Origin of the sequence: Bradyrhizobium sp. SZCCHNS3052 (assembly GCF_032484495.1) — a bacterium.
Lineage (GTDB): Bacteria > Pseudomonadota > Alphaproteobacteria > Rhizobiales > Xanthobacteraceae > Bradyrhizobium.
The window spans coordinates 61,036-77,445 of the sequence record NZ_JAUETB010000004.1 but is presented as its reverse complement, the minus strand read 5'-3'; the positions used below and the strand labels follow the sequence as shown (position 1 = coordinate 77,445).

The 16,410-nt window shown below is 67.2% G+C and carries 13 protein-coding genes; 8 read left to right on the top strand and 5 right to left on the bottom strand.

The features are described 5' to 3' along the window. Positions 1–107 precede the first annotated feature (107 nt). The 6 genes from QX073_RS15285 (at position 108) to QX073_RS15260 (ending at position 8,447) form a co-directional block, all read left to right on the top strand. Entirely contained in the window at positions 108–2,258 is a 2,151-nt protein-coding gene (locus QX073_RS15285; RefSeq protein ID WP_316193784.1) for an ATP-binding protein, read from the top strand. Between the two features lie 64 nt (positions 2,259–2,322). Then, the gene (locus QX073_RS15280) at positions 2,323–4,278 is read left to right on the top strand and encodes an ABC transporter ATP-binding protein/permease (RefSeq protein ID WP_315750534.1); all 1,956 of its coding nucleotides are present in this window, start codon (positions 2,323–2,325) and stop codon (positions 4,276–4,278) included. Between the two features lie 118 nt (positions 4,279–4,396). Then, positions 4,397–5,224: an FkbM family methyltransferase gene (locus tag QX073_RS15275; protein ID WP_316225976.1), complete on the top strand. Its 828-nt coding sequence runs from the start codon at positions 4,397–4,399 to the stop codon at positions 5,222–5,224. Between the two features lie 82 nt (positions 5,225–5,306). Continuing rightward, entirely contained in the window at positions 5,307–5,792 is a 486-nt protein-coding gene (locus tag QX073_RS15270) for a pyridoxamine 5'-phosphate oxidase family protein (RefSeq protein ID WP_315825706.1), read from the top strand. Then, a complete protein-coding gene (locus QX073_RS15265; protein WP_316225975.1) occupies positions 5,792–6,010 on the top strand; it encodes a hypothetical protein in 219 nt (72 codons plus the stop codon). The genes QX073_RS15270 and QX073_RS15265 overlap by 1 nt, the downstream gene beginning before the upstream one ends. A gap of 244 nt (positions 6,011–6,254) precedes the next feature. Then, positions 6,255–8,447 carry an OmpA family protein gene (locus QX073_RS15260; protein ID WP_315750538.1) on the top strand — a complete coding sequence of 731 codons (2,193 nt, stop codon included), beginning with the start codon at positions 6,255–6,257 and terminating at the stop codon, positions 8,445–8,447. Positions 8,448–8,688: 241 nt separating this feature from the next. Here the strand turns inward: QX073_RS15260 and argG are convergent, their stop codons facing one another. The 5 genes from argG to QX073_RS15235 all read right to left on the bottom strand — a co-directional run bounded on the left by argG (position 8,689) and on the right by QX073_RS15235 (position 13,546). Further along, positions 8,689–10,026: an argininosuccinate synthase gene (argG, locus tag QX073_RS15255; protein WP_315750539.1), complete on the bottom strand. Its 1,338-nt coding sequence runs from the start codon at positions 10,024–10,026 to the stop codon at positions 8,689–8,691. Between the two features lie 112 nt (positions 10,027–10,138). Further along, entirely contained in the window at positions 10,139–10,918 is a 780-nt protein-coding gene (locus tag QX073_RS15250; RefSeq protein ID WP_316225974.1) for a phosphatase PAP2 family protein, read from the bottom strand. Between the two features lie 46 nt (positions 10,919–10,964). Then, positions 10,965–11,450, bottom strand: coding sequence for a hypothetical protein (locus QX073_RS15245; RefSeq protein WP_315750540.1), 486 nt, complete (start codon positions 11,448–11,450; stop codon positions 10,965–10,967). A gap of 157 nt (positions 11,451–11,607) precedes the next feature. Continuing rightward, positions 11,608–12,819, bottom strand: a complete 1,212-nt coding sequence (gene rlmN, locus QX073_RS15240) for a 23S rRNA (adenine(2503)-C(2))-methyltransferase RlmN (protein WP_315750541.1) — start codon at positions 12,817–12,819, stop codon at positions 11,608–11,610. A gap of 115 nt (positions 12,820–12,934) precedes the next feature. Continuing rightward, entirely contained in the window at positions 12,935–13,546 is a 612-nt protein-coding gene (locus tag QX073_RS15235; RefSeq protein WP_315716756.1) for an invasion associated locus B family protein, read from the bottom strand. A 262-nt stretch (positions 13,547–13,808) separates the two neighbouring features. Here QX073_RS15235 and QX073_RS15230 point away from each other — a divergent pair, with 262 nt between their 5' ends. Continuing rightward, positions 13,809–14,783, top strand: a complete 975-nt coding sequence (locus QX073_RS15230) for an NADPH:quinone oxidoreductase family protein (protein ID WP_315750543.1) — start codon at positions 13,809–13,811, stop codon at positions 14,781–14,783. A 520-nt stretch (positions 14,784–15,303) separates the two neighbouring features. Continuing rightward, complete coding sequence (locus tag QX073_RS15225; protein WP_315716754.1) at positions 15,304–16,314, top strand: hypothetical protein; 1,011 nt, start codon at positions 15,304–15,306, stop codon at positions 16,312–16,314. The last annotated feature ends 96 nt before the right edge of the window (positions 16,315–16,410 follow it).

The following is a 16,410-nucleotide window of genomic DNA, read 5'->3' as shown; positions in this document are numbered from 1 at the left end:
TTCGATCTCACCTTCCGCGCCCGATACCGCTGCAAGTTTCGGGCGCGGCTAGTTTGTAGCTGCCGTCGATTGCGTTAAGCTCGTGGCCCTTTGAAGCCGGAGCGACCGTGCAGACCGCACAACGCAAATCGATGACGATGCTGCGCTGGATGATGGTCGCGTCCCTCGCGCTTCCCGTCGCGCTGTTCGTGATCACGGCCTACGTATCCCACGGCACGACGTATGAGGAGGCCGATCGCGAGATCCGCCGCTCGCTCGAAATCGTCCACGAGCACGCGCTGAAGGTGTTCGAGACGATCGAGCGCAGCCTCTCGGAGATCGACGAGGTCGTCCGCGATCTGTCGGATGCCGACATCAAGGCGCGCGAGCAGGTGCTGCATGCCCGGTTGCGACAATTGTCGGACGCGCTCCCGCAGATGAAGTCCGCCTGGGTGTTCGACGCCAATGGCCGGCCGCTGGTCAACAGCATGATCTATCCGGCGCCGGACATGACGTTCCTCGACCGCGACTACTTCAGCGCCCACGTCAAGGACAGCATCGGCACCTTCATCGGCGCGCAGTTGACGCCGCGGCCGCCCTATCAAGGCGCGCCGTTCTTCAGCATCAGCCGCCGCCGCCAGAGCGACGACGGCAGCTTCACCGGTATCATCCAGGCCTCGGTGCTTCCGGATTATTTCGAGCACTTCTATGCCCGGATCGGCCGGGCGCCCGGCAGCTACTTCGCGCTGCGCCGCTTCGATGGTCTCGTTCTGGCGCGCTTCCCGGCCGGCGGGCGAAGGGCGGCTGCGGGGCCCAGCGACATCGCCGCCCGGGCCGCAGATACGGAGCAGCTCGTCACCGAGATCTCGCCGGTCGATGGCGTCGAGCGTCTCGTCGGGTATCAGCGGCTCGGCGGCTATCCCGTCTACGTCTCGGCAGGGCTTGCGACGTCGACCATCCGCAACCGCTGGCTCGGCACGATCGGCCGGCATCTCATCTTCGGCATCCCGGCAACCGCGCTGCTCATCGTCTTCCTGGCCCTTGCCCAGCGGCGGACCGAGCGCCTGCATGTCGAGGCCGCCCGCCGCCTCGAGGCCGAGGATGCGCTCAAGCACGGTCAGCGCATGGAGGCGCTCGGACAATTGACCGGCGGCGTTGCGCACGACTTCAACAATCTGCTGACCGTGATCCGGGCCTCAGCCGACCTGTTGCGCCGGCCGAATCTGGCTGATGAACGGCGGCAGCGCTATATCGACGCGATCTCGGATACGGTGGCGCGCGCATCGAAGCTCACGTCGCAGCTCCTCGCGTTCGCCCGTCGCCAGACGCTGAAGCCGGAGGTCTTCGACATCTGCCGCAGCGTCGTCACCCTGCGCGACATGACCAAGACCCTGGTCGGGTCACGCGTCGAGGTCGCGGTCTCCGTTCCCGACGAGCCGTGCTACGTCAATTCCGACGCTGGCCAGTTCGAGACGGCACTGATCAACCTGGCCGTCAATGCCCGCGATGCGATGGCCGGCCAGGGACGTCTCAGCATCACCGTCGCCCCTGCAGCGGCGCTGCCGACGCCGGCGGCGCCGCACGACCGTCCGCCGCTGGGCTATGTCGCCATCACCGTCCAGGACACCGGCGTCGGCATCCCGTCGGAGCATTTCGGACGCATCTTCGAGCCGTTCTTCACGACCAAGACCATCGGCCAGGGCACCGGCCTCGGTCTCTCGCAGGTCTTCGGCTTCGCGAAGCAGTCCGGCGGCGAAATCGGGGTCATGAGCCAGCCGGGCCGCGGCGCGACGTTCACGCTCTATCTGCCGCGCGTCGCTCCAGCCCAGGTGCAGCGCGGCGAGGACGGCAGCCATGCGGAGCCGATCGACGGTCGAGGCATGTCGGTGCTGGTGGTCGAGGACAACATCGACGTCGGCAGGTCGGCGACCGAAGCGCTGGCCGAGCTCGGCTATCGGACCACGCTGGTCGACAACGCCAGAGACGCGCTGGAGGAGCTGATCAGCGGCACCAGCCGGTTCGACGTCGTCTTCACCGATGTCGTGATGCCCGGCATGACTGGGCTGGAACTTGCCGAGGAAATCAGGCGGCTCGAGCTCAACGTGCCGGTCGTGCTCGCGAGTGGCTACAGCCATGTGCTGGCGCAGCAGGGCACGCATGGCTTCGAGCTGCTGCGCAAACCCTATTCGATCGAGGAATTGTCGCGCGTGCTGAACAAGGTCGTTCCGGTGCCGCTGTATCGCGCCCCACCAATGGCGCCGAACACGCAGGTGCCCTGAAACCGGCGCGCATCGCGCGGGAACCAGGCCGGGAACCTTCTGTTCGCACTGCTGTTATCGCGCGATGGGACAGGTTCAGGACACCGCGCGGCCGCCGGCACAGGCGCCCGAGAAGGCGCCGATCATCGAGATCGCGGCCGAGAATGGCGCCCAGGTTGAGCCGCCGCCGCCCGAACTGGTGGAGCCTGATCCGGAGCTGTCGCCCGAAGAGGCAGAGCAGCTGCGCAAGCGCTATCTGCTGACGCGGTTCTGGATCAGCGCCCGCGGTTATTGGGGTCAGAGCGGCGACCGTCTGGCGTGGGCATTCACGATCGGGCTGTTGTTCCTGATCGTTGCGACTGTCGGATTTCAGTACGGCATCAACGTCTGGAATCGGTCGATCTTCGATGCGATCGAGAAACGCGATTCGGCGACGGTCTTTCATCTCACCGCGATCTTCTTCCCGCTCGCGATCGGCAGCGTCATACTCGGGGTCGCCCAGGTCTATGCGCGCATGTCGATCCAGCGGCGCTGGCGCGCCTGGCTGACCAACAGCGTCGTCACCCGCTGGCTGGCCAGCGGGCGCTACTATCAGCTCAATCTCGTCAGCGGCGACCACAAGAATCCGGAATACCGGATCGCCGAGGACCTGCGCATCGCGACCGATTCGCCGGTCGACTTCATCGCCGGCGTGACCTCGGCGCTGCTGTCGGCTGCGACCTTCATCGTCGTGCTCTGGACCATCGGCGGCGCGCTGACGCTGCATCTCGGCGCCACCGAGATCACCATTCCCGGTTTTCTGGTCATTGCCGCGATCGCCTACGCCGCCATCGCCTCGGGCTCGATCATGACGATCGGCCGCCGCTTCGTGCAGGTCTCCGAGGACAAGAACCAGGCCGAGGCCGATTTCCGCTACACTCTGACCCGCGTCCGCGAAAACGGCGAGAGCATCGCCCTGCTCGGCGGCGAGACCGAAGAGCGCGCCGGCATCGACCGGACGTTCGGTAACGTGCTGCAGCAATGGGCGCGGCTCGCCGGCCAGCACATGCGCACCACCCTGGTGTCGCAGGGCTCCAGCCTCATCGCCCCTGTCGTGCCACTGCTGCTGTGCGCGCCGAAATTCCTCGACGGCAGCATGACGCTCGGGCAGGTGATGCAGGCGGCGAGCGCGTTCACGATCGTGCAGACCGCGTTCGGCTGGCTGGTCGACAACTATCCGCGGCTCGCGGATTGGAATGCCTGTGCCCGCCGCATCGCCTCGCTGATGATGTCGCTCGATGCGCTGGAACGTGCCGAGAGAGGCGACGGCATCGGCCGCATCAAGCGCGGCGAGACCACCGGCGACGCGATGCTCAGTCTGAATGATCTGCAGGTGACGCTCGACGACGGCACCGCCGTGGTCGGCGAGACCGAGGTCGTGGTCGATCCCGGCGAGCGCCTGCTCGTCGCGGGCGAATCCGGCACCGGAAAGAGCACGCTCGTGCGCGCCATCGCCGGGCTGTGGCCGTGGGGCGGCGGCAGCATCAACTTCCACCCCGACCGCAAGCTGTTCATGCTGCCGCAGCGACCCTACGTGCCATCGGGCACCCTGCGCCGGGCCGTCGCCTATCCCGGGGCTGCCGAGGATTGGAGCGTGGCGCAGGTCGGCGAAGCCCTGCACAAGGTCGGTCTCGACCATCTCAAGGACAAGATCGAGGAGGACGCGCCCTGGGATCAGACGCTCTCCGGCGGCGAGAAGCAGCGTCTCGCCTTCGCGCGCCTGCTGCTCCACAGCCCTGACATCGTCGTGCTCGATGAAGCCACCTCCGCGCTCGACGAGAAGAGCCAGGACAAGATGATGGAGATGGTGACGAGCGAGCTGCCGAAGGCGACCATCGTCAGCGTGGCGCATCGGGCGGAGCTCGAGGCCTTCCACAGCCGCAAGATCGTGCTCGAACGGCGCAAGGGCGGCGCCAAGCTCGTCAGCGACATCGATCTCATTCCGCGCAAGGGAAAGCGTCGCCTCATCGGCCGCTTCCTGCGTCAGCGCAAGGCGGCCTGAACGGCTCGGACGTTGCCTCAGCGCGGTCCTGGCGACGACACAATGCGGCCACGCCGCCTGCATTGGAGATCGCGGCGAAACCGGCTATCACACGTCGCCCTCAGCCCAGGACGCGACCTTGACGCCCGACAACGATCCTTCTCCGCCCCCCTTTGGTGCCTTTGCTCCGAATGCCGCCCAGGCGCTGGTGATCCGCATGGCGCACGGCTCCGGGCTGAAGCGCGGCGCGTTCCGGCCGATGTTGACGCGTGTCGTCAACATGCTCGGAGCTGGCCCTGTCGACGTCGGCTATCAGGGCGCCAATTTCCGCTTCTACCATCAGGTCAGTGCGACCGAGCGCGGTGCACTGTTCAATCCCGACTACAATCGCGAGGAGCTGGATTTCCTGCGCAGCCACGTTCCGCCGGGCGGCGTGGTGGTGGATGTCGGCGCCAATGTCGGAACGTTCGCCTTGCCGCTTGCCCGTCACGTCGGGCCTGATGGCCTCGTGATCGCAGTGGAGCCGCATCCGGTCACGCATGCGCGGCTGAGCTTCAACCGTGCTGCGTCCGCGCTGCCCCAGGTCAGGCTGCTCGCGGTGGCAGCGGGTGAGAGCGATGGCGAGGTGCTGATCGAGACCGATGGGGACAATCTCGGCGCCAGTCACATCGTGACCGGCGAGGCCGGAGCGGAGGCGTTCAAGGTGCCGTCGTTGCGGCTGCAGACCATTCTCGCACAGGCCGGAGCGGCCAGGGTTGATGCGCTGAAGATCGACGTGGAAGGTTTTGAGGACCGCGTGCTGACCGGCTTCTTCCGTGACGCGCCTGCCGCGTTATGGCCGCGTGCCGTCGTCATCGAACACCTGTCGCGCGACGAATGGCAGAACGATTGTCTCGCCGACATGCTCGGTCGCGGTTACCGTGAGAGCGGCCGCACGCGCAGCAATACGCTGCTGCTGCGCGGCTGAATGGCGTTCGCTTTCCCCGGGCGCGTCCGGAACATCGGCGCCCCACGCGGCGTTGTCGCCCCTGACATTGAGGGAGCCGACCATGAGCAATGACGACGCGCGCGACCAGGACCGCGTTTGGGACCTGATGAAGAAGATCGGCTTTGCGATGCTGGTCACCCGCGACGGTGACAGGCTGCGGGCACGGCCGATGAGCGCGTATCTCGCGCGCGGCGAGAACATGATCTATTTTCTCACTGACGCGCGGCATCACAAGGACGAGGAGATCGCGCGATCGCCGCAGGTCAATCTGTCGTTCGCGGACGCCGGCAACCAGAAGTACGTGTCGCTCACGGGTACGGCGGCCATTTCCAACGATCGCGGCAAGATCCGGGAGCTGTTCTCGACGCCGGCCAAGGCCTGGTGGGACAGCGCCGAGGATCCGAACATCCGCCTCTTGAAGATCACGCCCGACGACGCCGAATTCTGGGATTCCCCCGGCACGGTCGTGAGCTACGTCAAGATGGCGGCGGCCGCGGTGACAGGCACGCGTCCCGACCTCGGCGACAATCGAAAGGTCGCGATGTGATGCCGATCGAACCGCCAGAGATTCCGCCGGCGACGCCGGGCCGCCCGGTCGAACCGCCACCGGAGGATCCCGTCGGCAATCCGCAGCCCGACATTCCGCCGCCGGTCTACGAACCCGATGCGCCGGCGCCGCCGCGCGAGCTGCCGGGGCAGATGCCGGACGAAATCCCCGGCCGGGGGCCGCTTGGTCCCACCACACCGAATCCGGCCACGGATTGACCGCGTTTGGACGGTCATGATGATCGCCCGCCAGGGGCTTGGTCGCGGGCCTGTCCCGCAGCCCTGCGGCTGCGCCAAGCCCTTGAAAATCAAGGCTGAATGAAACCTGAATGGCGGCCCTGCGGGGGTGGCTTCGCGTCGAAATAAATCCCCCTGCGGATTTGAACTGCGCCACAATCCGGCCTAACGCATACTTGTTGATCTCTCCGTGCTTGAAAAAGATCGTTCCGGGAAAACAAGACACATGAGCAAACTTCGCGTCCTGCTGCTGGCGACGACTGCGCTGTCGGCGATGCAACTAATGAGCTCCGGCTCCCATGCGCAGGGGACGCCGATGATCGTCGCCCAAGGCCCGGGCGGCGGCGAAGTCGGTCCAGACGGCCGGCCGAAACAGCAGCCGCAGGGGCAGCCGCAGCGACCTGGCCCAGGCGCGCCGCCACCGCATCAGGCTGCGCCTCCGCCGCCTCCCGCGCCGCCGCCGGCCGCTGCTCCACGCCCAGCGCCTCCACCGCCCGCGCCGCCACCGGCAGCGGCCCCGCGTCCCGCACCCCCTCCACCACCGCCTGCTCCGCCGCGGGCCGAGCCGCCGCGTCCGGCGCCCCCACCGCCCCCTCCGCCACGGGCCGAGCCACCACGTCCGGCTGCTCCGCCGCCGCGGGCTGAGCCGCCACATTCGGCACCGCCGCCTCCACGGGCTGAGCCGCCTGCACCTCCGCCGGCGCGTCCAGCGCCACCTGTTGCGGCTCCGCCGGTGCATACGCCGCCGCCTCCAGCGCCTCCGCCGGGGCCGCCGCGTGAGCCAGCACGTCCTGCGACTCCGCCTGCGCCCCCGCCGACGGCTGCTCCCGCGCGTCCAACGCCGCCCACGCCGCCCGTAGCCACGCCCGCCCCGCCACCTCCGCCGAGTCCGGCACCGAACCTGCGGCCGGGAACGCCGCCGTCAGCCGTGACACCCCCGCCTTCGTCGCCAGCGGCCGGGAACGCGTCGCCGCCTGCGCACTCGCCGGCTCCGTCCGCGGCGCCGTCTCCGCAGCCGACGCCGGCTCCTCCGGTTGGCCCCGGGCAGCGGCCGCCGACACAGCCAGGTGCCGGCGCTCCGCCGCCTGGTGCTCCCCAGGGAGCACCCCCGCCACGCGGCGCGCCGACGCCGCCGGCCGGCACCGTCGCGCCTGCTCCGGGAACTCCGCCGGCGCCACCCGCGCCTCCGGCCACCCAGACGCCGTCGCAGCAAGGCACGCCGCCCGCAGCCGGGAGCCCGCCCGGCGGACGTCCGGGGACGCCCCCAGGAGCCCCGGGTGGTCCGCCTCCGGCGGCAGGTCCTGGTGCTGCCGGACCGGGTCCGGGACCCGCCGGCGCGCCGCAGGCCGGTCCTGGCGCTGTGCCGCCAGCCGGCCCCCCGGCCATGTCCAATCGGCCGCCGCCGCAGGTCACTGCGCCCATCCCGGCGCCGCCGCCGCCGACGGCACAGCAGCTCACGCCGATCGCGCCCGGCGCGCCGTTGGCGGGGCCGCAGCGGCTGGACGATTTCCGCGGCCAGCGCCGCGAGGTCCAGGAGGGCGGTCGCACGCTGATCTACGAGCCGGGCCGCGTCATCGTGCGCGATCCGAGCGGTCAGGAGTTCGTGCGTCATGACGAGCTTGAGCGCTTCCGCTACGGCGCGCGGGACATCCGCGTCCAGCAGGAGCGGGGAGAGACGCGCACGGTGGTGATCCGTCCCGACGGTAGCCAGATCGTCACGATCACCGCGCCGGACGGCCGGCTGCTGCGCCGCATCCGCCGCGACATCGGCGGCCGCGAGATCATCATCATCGACAACACCTACCGCGATCCCCAGGCGGTCGGCGGCTTCTACGTCGACCTGCCGCCGCCGGAGATCCGCATCCCCTACAACCGCTACATCGTCGACGCGGATGAGGCCGAGCCGGATGTCATCTACGACACGCTGATCGCGCCGCCGGTGGAGCGCGTCCAGCGCCGCTACTCGCTCGACGAGGTCCGCTACTCCCCATCGGTGCGACAGCTGATGCCGTCGATCGATCTCAACACGATTACCTTCGAGACCGGATCGTGGGAGATCAGTCCCGACCAGGTGGCGAAGCTGCAGGTCATCGCCGACGGCCTCAACCAGGCGATCCAGCGCAACCCGCGCGAGGTCTTCCTGATCGAGGGCCACACCGACGCGGTCGGCAACGACACCGACAATCTGTCGCTCTCGGATCGCCGCGCCGAGTCGGCCGCCACCTTGCTCACGCAGCAGTTCGGCGTGCCGGCCGAGAACCTGACCTCGCAGGGTTACGGCGCGCAGTACCTGAAGGAGCAGACGCAGGGGCCGAGCCGCATCAACCGCCGCGTCACGGTCCGCCGCATCACGCCGCTGCTCAATGGCGGCCAGGCCGCCCTGCCGCCGCCACCTCCGGGCGTCGCGCCGCCGCGGTGAGACGCGACTGAGCGAAAATGAAAATGGCCGGGAGCGATCCCGGCCATTTTTGTAAGCGGCAATCCGTTCCGTCCTGTTCGGTGTCGTCCCCGCGAACGCGGGGACCCATACTCACAGGATCCAGTTTTGCGATGGCTGGAGCCGCAGCCGGCTCTCACCGTGTCAGTCGGTGGATATGGGTCCCTGCGTTCGCAGGGACGACAGCGGTGGAGACGGCGCGGATGCGCTCGACAGCTCCAACTCAGCCCTTGTCGTGGCCGAGCTGGAAGATCTGAGCGCCGTCCGCGCCCGACAGCAGCCCCGTGTCCGAATAGAGCTTCAGCTTGGAGCGGGTGTCGGTGATGTCGAGATTGCGCATCGTCAGCTGGCCGATGCGGTCGGCAGGCGTGAACGCGGCGTCCTCGACCTTCTCCATGCTCAGCCGCTCCGGCTGGTAGGTCAGATTGGGGCTCTCGGTGTTGAGGATCGAGTAGTCGTTGCCGCGGCGCAGCTCCAGGGTCACCTCACCGGTGACGGCGCGCGCCACCCAGCGCTGCGCGGTCTCGCGCAGCATCAGCGCCTGCGAATCGAACCACCGGCCCTGATAGAGCAGGCGACCGAGGCGCATGCCGCTGATGCGGTACTGCTCGATCGTATCCTCGTTGTGGATGCCAGTGACGAGCCGCTCATAGGCGATGTGCAGCAGAGCCATGCCCGGCGCCTCGTAGATGCCGCGGCTCTTGGCCTCGATGATGCGGTTCTCGATCTGGTCGCTCATGCCGAGACCATGACGGCCGCCGATCACGTTCGCCTCCAGGAACAGCGCCACGGGATCGCTGAAGCTCTGTCCGTTCAGCGCGACCGGCTGACCCTCCTCGAAGCGGACCACGACGGTCTCCGGCTTCACGGCGCAATCCTCGCGCCAGAACGGCACGCCCATGATCGGATTGACGATGCGGATGCCGCTGCTGAGGCTCTCGAGATCCTTGGCCTCGTGGGTGGCGCCGAGCAGATTGCTGTCGGTCGAATACGCCTTCTCGGCGCTCATCTTGTAGTCGAAGCCGTTGGCCGTGAGGAAGGCCGACATCTCGGCGCGGCCGCCGAGCTCGTCGATGAACTGCTGGTCGAGCCAGGGCTTGTAGATCTTGAGGCTCGGATTGGTCAGCAGGCCGTAGCGGTAGAAGCGCTCGATGTCGTTGCCCTTGTAGGTCGAGCCGTCGCCCCAGATGTTGACGCCATCCTCCTTCATCGCGGCGACCAGCATGGTGCCGGTGACGGCGCGGCCGAGCGGGGTGGTGTTGAAATAGGTGATGCCGCCGGTCGAGATGTGGAAGGCGCCCGACTGAATCGCGGCGATGCCCTCATGCACCAGCTGAGTGCGGCAATCCACGAGGCGCGCCTTCTCGGCCCCGAAGCTCACCGCCTTGCGCGGGATCTCGTCGTAGTCGGACTCGTCAGGTTGCCCGAGATTTGCCGTGTAGGCAAAGCAACGCGCGCCCTTCTGCTTCATCCAAAGCAGCGCGGCGCTGGTGTCGAGACCGCCGGAAAAGGCGATGCCGACCTTCTCGCCCTTGGGCAGGCTTTTCAGGATCGTGGTCATGGGAGAGTCCAACCGTGTTTGTGGCTGCGCCGTTCAGAAATTCGGGCGCGAATAACAGATTTTGCGTTGCTGGGCACGCCTTTAATGGCGACTGAGGGTGACCGGCCCGCGCTCAGGCTGCGGGGCTGGTATCCGCGGTACGGCGGCCGAACAGCCGGCGCATCAGGCGGAAGCCCGGCCAGGCGAAGCGGGTCAGGGCGGCGTCGATGCCGGCGTCGGTGAGGCGGGTGGACGGCCAGCGGTAGATGTAGCCGTGCAGCAGCCAGATCACGATGAAGGTGACGAGGCCGGCCGCGGCGATGTCGGTGAAGAAATGTCCGCCAAACGCCATCCGCAACACCGAGGTGGCGATGCCGAACAGGACGGCGGCGCCGTAGGCGACGGGCCGGATCGCGGGCGGCGTCAGCCCGGCCGGCGCCAGGGTCCAGAATGCGGTGGCTCCCTCTCCGGAGAAGAACGAGCAGTTGCGGCCGCAGCCGCCGCGCGGATCCCACCACGGCACGAACTGCATGTCGCCGCCGAACTCGGCCACGACAACCGGGCGCGGCCGGCCCCAATAGGATTTGAAGGTGAAGTTGGTGAGCACGCCGGCCGAGAGCGATAAGGTCAGCAGCAGGAACGCCACGGTGCGGCCCTTCACCAGCAGCGGCCGGTCGGGACGGACGAGCTTCACGACGAGCGCAACGATGGACGGCAGCGCGATGCCCCAGGCGACCCACATCGCGGCATCGCGCGCGAACGCAGCATAGCCGTCGAGCTTCACGGGGAAGCTGTGCGTGCGCGGATCGTAGAACAGCGCGGCCAGCTTGAGGTCGAGCTCGGGAAAGACGCCGAACAGCACGCCGATGACGAGCGCGAGCGACAATGCGATGAAGAGGCCGGTCCGGTTCATGGCGCGCGGTTTAGCGAAAGCGGATGGCGATGGAAAGGCCGGCGGCTCAACGTGGCGATCCCGACGGCAATGGCGGCGGTGGCGGCAGGCGCGGCGACGGCTCGCGCCAGCGGCCGGCGTTGCGGCCGGCAATCAGCCAATAGACCAGTCCGCCGACGATGCCGGCCCCGGTCAGGATCTCGAGATGGCGACGCACGATGCCCTCGAACCGGAAGGTCTCGGGATCGAACGGGACCAGGCCGAGATAGCAGGCTGCGCCGACCACGCCGCCGCCGATCGCGTAGGCGAGCACGCTGCGGATCGAGAAAGCCTCGGTGATCAGTGCGATCAGCAGCGCCGGGATCAGCGCGAAGCCCGACACGAAGATGAAGCCGAAGCCGATGATGACCTCGAACGCGCCCTGATCGATCGGGCCATTGCCGAGATCGGAGAACTCCGGAAACAGGACCGCGGTCACCACGATCAGCCCCGCGAGGAAGCACGCGGCAAGAAACGCGAACGCGATCACGACGAGACGACCGATCAGCGCCATGGCTTTAGACCCGTGTTACCCAAGCGAGGCCCCGCTTTCTTCGCTCGTCATGGCCCGGCTCGAGCCGGCCATCCATCACTCGGTCGATGAATCGCTGGCTGCCCGGGTCAAGCCCGGGCATGACGATCTCGCTCGGAGATGCAGGCGCGATCAATCATCAATCCGTCATCGCCATCGCGCGCAGTGCCTGACGCTCCCGCGCGGACAGCTTCTCCGTCTCCGACTTCAACTGGCCGCAGGCGGCGAGGATGTCGCGGCCGCGCGGCGTGCGCACCGGCGACGAATAGCCCGCGTTGAAGACGTATTCCGAAAACTTCTCGATCTGCTCCCAGTCCGAGCACTCATACGCCGAGCCGGGCCAGGGATTGAACGGGATCAAGTTGATCTTGGCCGGAATGCCCTTCAGCAACTTGACCAGCAGGCGGGCGTCGTCGAGCGAATCATTGACGCCCTTGAGCATCACATATTCGAAGGTGATGCGGCGCGCGTTGGATGCGCCGGGATAGTCGCGGCAGGCCTGCAGCAGCTCGGCAATCGGATATTTGCGGTTGAGCGGCACCAGCTCGTTGCGCAGTTCGTCGCGCACGGCATGCAGCGAGATCGCCAGCATCACGCCGATCTCCTCGCCGGCGCGCTTGATGTTCGGCACCACGCCGGAGGTCGACAGCGTGATGCGGCGGCGCGAGATGCCGATGCCCTCGTTGTCCGAGACGATCAGCAGCGCGTCGCGCACCGCGTCGAAATTGTACAGCGGCTCGCCCATTCCCATCATGACGATGTTGGTGATGAGCCGGTTGCCGAGCGGGGTCTCGCGGTCGGCCCAGTCGTTCAGCCGGTCGCGCGCCACCATGACCTGGCCGACGATTTCGCCGGCCGTCAGGTTGCGCACCAGCCGCTGCGTGCCGGTGTGGCAGAACGAACAGTTGAGCGTGCAGCCGACCTGGGAGGAGACGCAGAGCGTGCCGCGATCGGTCTCGGGAATGTAGACGCACTCCACCTCGTGCGCCTTCTGCAGATTGTCGCCGCTCGGCAGCCGCAGCAGCCATTTGCGGGTGCCGTCGTTGGAGATCTGCTCGGCCACGACCTCGGGACGGTCGACCGTGAAATGTTCGGCCAGCGCGGTGCGTGTGTCCTTCGATACCGATGTCATCTCGTCGAACGACCTGGCGCCCCGGAAATAGATCCAGTGCCACAACTGCTGCACCCGCATCTTCTGCTGGCGCTCTGGCACTCCGACCTGGCCGAGCCTTGCTGCCAGCTCCGCGCGTGACAGGCCGATCAGCGAGGGCTTCGCCGGCGGGACGTAGGTTTCGAGCGGAGTCTTTTCGAGGGGCGCAGAGGAGTCGCGCAGCCCGGCAGTCGTTGCCATGTCGATGGGCCCAAAGTGCTGCCCGGCCGCGGCGGCCGAAGGCGTTCAGCGGGTTTATATAACGATCCGGCCGGCAAATGCGACCCGCCTGACGAGCGGTACCGGCGGCCGCCGTCTACCGGCGGCAATCCTGCGCGATGCGGTCGAGCGCCTGGGCGAGGCCCTTCAGTGAGAACACGTCGGTGGTCTCCGTGCCCTTGGCCGAGACGCCCTTGACCACGGCCTCGGGCGCCTTGCGCATGGCATCGACCATCCGCTCTTCCTCCGCGGCGTTCTTGATCCAAAGTCCGTCGCCCTGGGTATACATGGCATAGGAGGCTCCGCCGACCTCTACCGTGGCGTCGGATCCCGGCTTCAGCGCATAGCCGATCATGATCGAGACCTCGTTGAAGACCTTCTCGGAGGGCCGGGTCGACACGAAGGCATAGGCGGGATCGCGCGGACGGTTGGGCGGATTGGTCTTGGAGGATGTCGGCTTGGCCAGCGCGAAGCAGACCTTCTTGCCGCCGGGCATCGCGGTATAGGCGCCCCAGCCGCCGAACTGTCCGATCAGCGTCGGTTCCGCGCCGCCGATGTTGGGAACGGCCGGCTTCGATTCCGATTTCGGTGCGGCCTTCGGATGCGGAGCTGCGGCCTTTGGCGCGGCGCTCTGTGCCGCTACGAGGCTCGGAGCTCCGAACAGCAGCACGCCGCCGACCAGCGTTGTCAACAATCGCCCGAACAACATGATACGTTGAGTTCCCCCGCGACTTCGTTCCACCAATATTGTGACTGGATAATGGCCCGGAATCGCTGACCGTGGTCGCGATGGATAGCGGCTAAATGCACCGCTTGCAAAGGCCGCAGAGCCGGATTGTCCGGCGCTCCGCGTCCCTGGCGCGGCGCCGCGCACCTGCCGCGGCCTGATGATGATTGTGGCGCGGCGGCAAATCCGGCATGACGTTCCCAAAGCCGGACCTCGATCCGGCGGCAACGACCAAGGAGCGCCTATGAAAGCCATTCTCTGCTCGCAATTCTGTCAGCCCGACGATCTCGTCCTCACCGAGGTGCCAGATCCGGTGGCCGGTCCCGGCGAGGCCGTGATTGCGATCAAGGCGGCGGCGCTGAACTTCTTCGACATCCTGATGATCCAAGGCAAGTACCAGATCAAGCCGCCGTTCCCGTTCTCGCCGGGTGCGGAGGTCGCGGGTGTCATCGAGAGCGTCGGCGATGGCGTCACCGAACTGAAGGTCGGCGACCGTGTCGTTGCCTCCTGCGGCCACAACGGCGCGCGCGAAAAGATCGCGCTGCCGGCCGCGTCGATCGTCAAGATTCCGGACAATCTCGATTTCGATCGCGCCGCCGGCATCATCATCATCTACGGCACTGCGCTGCATGCGCTGGAGGATCGTGCCAGTCCGAAACCGGGCGAGACGCTGGCCGTGCTTGGCGCCGCCGGCGGCACCGGCCTGGCGGCTTGCGAGCTCGGCAAGCTGATGGGGTTGAAGGTCATCGCCTGTGCCTCTTCGGACGAGAAGCTCGAATTTGCCAGGCAGCACGGCGCGACGCTGACGTTGAACTACGCCAAGGAGGATCTCAAGGAGGGACTGCGGCGGCTCACCGACGGCAAGGGTGCCGACATCATCTTCGATCCCGTCGGAGGCGCCTACGCCGAGGCAGCGCTGCGCTCCATCGCATGGGAGGGCCGATTCCTGGTGATCGGCTTCGCCGCCGGCGACATCCCGAAGATGCCGCTGAACCTCGCGCTTCTGAAGGGCTGTGATATCCGCGGCGTGTTCTGGGGCGCCTGGACCCGACTCAACCCCGCCAAGAACCGCGCCAACCTCGAAAAGCTCGTGCAGTGGACCGCGGAGGGCAAGCTGTCGTCGCACGTCGACCGCACCTTCCCGCTGGCTCAGACCGCCGATGCCTTGAAGGTGCTGGCCGGCCGCCAGGCGATGGGCAAGGTGATCCTGCACCCCTGAGGACGTCGCGCAATGAAGGCCCCCGGGGGGCTGTACTCCCCGGGATAGCCTCGCCCTGATCCGTGCAACCAAACCGAGCAGTGCCCCGGCTGTTGTGCCGATGGAATGCTCGAGCCGGCCCGGCGTCGCTGTGACATCCGCGCGCTGCGCGGCGGTCGCAAATTTGTTCGGCGGGCTGCCGCGCCGGCGCCACGGATTCGCAACCGGAAGCAGAAAATCCGAAAACGAGCGTTTCTTGGTTAACGCAACCGCGCCACATTATGGCGTGGTTAATTTGAGGCTTGGCCGTTGTTATCACGACGTTTCTGGATTTGGTGCCGTGCGATGTCGCACGTGCGTTGCCACAATCAGATCAAAATGTTTCCAGAATCATGCCGGCTCTCGTCCACTTTTAGTCGGATTCAATTAGTCAATTAGTTGTCGGCAGTGGGGTGCCTCTGGCAATCGTGACGTGTCTCGAGCTTCTGACGGGCTTGGGACTAAAAGTATGTTGCGTGAAGTTGAGATGGGGATGAAGGCCATGGCTGAGCGGACGACGCGCGGGCGTTTCAACAACAGAACTCCTTCGGAGCCTGACTTCAGGCCTTTCCCCGACGAACTCCCTCAGGAGCGCCCCCCGAGCTATCGTTTCGGCCGGTCGACCCAGGATAACTATCCAAACGACGAATCGATGCCGATGTTCCTCTCTGAGTATGAGAGCGGCAACCAGATCGACAGCACGCATTTCGAGGACCAGTGGCCGGAGCGGACCCGCCGCGTCTCGGTCTCGTCCCGGATTCTTCTCGCCGTGGTGGCTGCGGCCGGCGTCGCGGTGCTCTTCGCGCTTGTCACCTCGGATGCGACGCGCGACCTGATCGCCAGTGCCAAGGCTTCCATCATCGGCGCCACGCCGGACCCGACGGCCCCGCCGCAGGCCACCAACACGCAGCTCACCGCGCGCGACATGCAGCTGAACGAGCCGGCGCGACTGCCGCCCGCCGAGCCGCCGGCTGCGGCGGCGCCGGTGCAGACGGCAGCCGTGGCCCCGACGCGTGACGACATCGCCAACGCCTACCAGACAGCGCTGCAGAATCGCAGTGTGACGCAGCCCGCGCCGGTTGCAGCACCACCGAGCTTCGCCACGGCACCGTCCGCGCCGGCCCCGAGCGCGATGGAGCCATCCTCGATCAATTCGCCGGGCGCCGGATCGGCAATCGTCGCACCCGGCCTCGGCGCCGTGACCGCCGCTCCGCCGCCCGCGCAGGTCCGCCGGCTAGATCCCGACGAACTCGCGGGCATCATGAAACGCGCCAAGAGCCTGCTGGCCGCGGGCGACATCCCGCCGGCCCGACTGCTGCTGGAGCGCGCGGCCGAGGCGCAAGAACCGGCCGCGGCGCTGATGCTTGCGCAGACCTACGATCCCCACGTGCTGGGGACGAAGGACATCCGCAACATCAATGCCGATCCGGCTGCGGCTCGCAACTGGTACCGCCGCGCCGCCCAGCTCGGCTCGGCTGAAGCGCAGCGCAGGCTCGATCAACTGCAGAACTGAACGCTCGTGACGGCAGCGATGCCGCCTCGTTTCATTTTTTTGTTTCACGCGTGATTTTCGAGTCTGTTCATGGGCGATGCCAGGCGAGACTTGGCG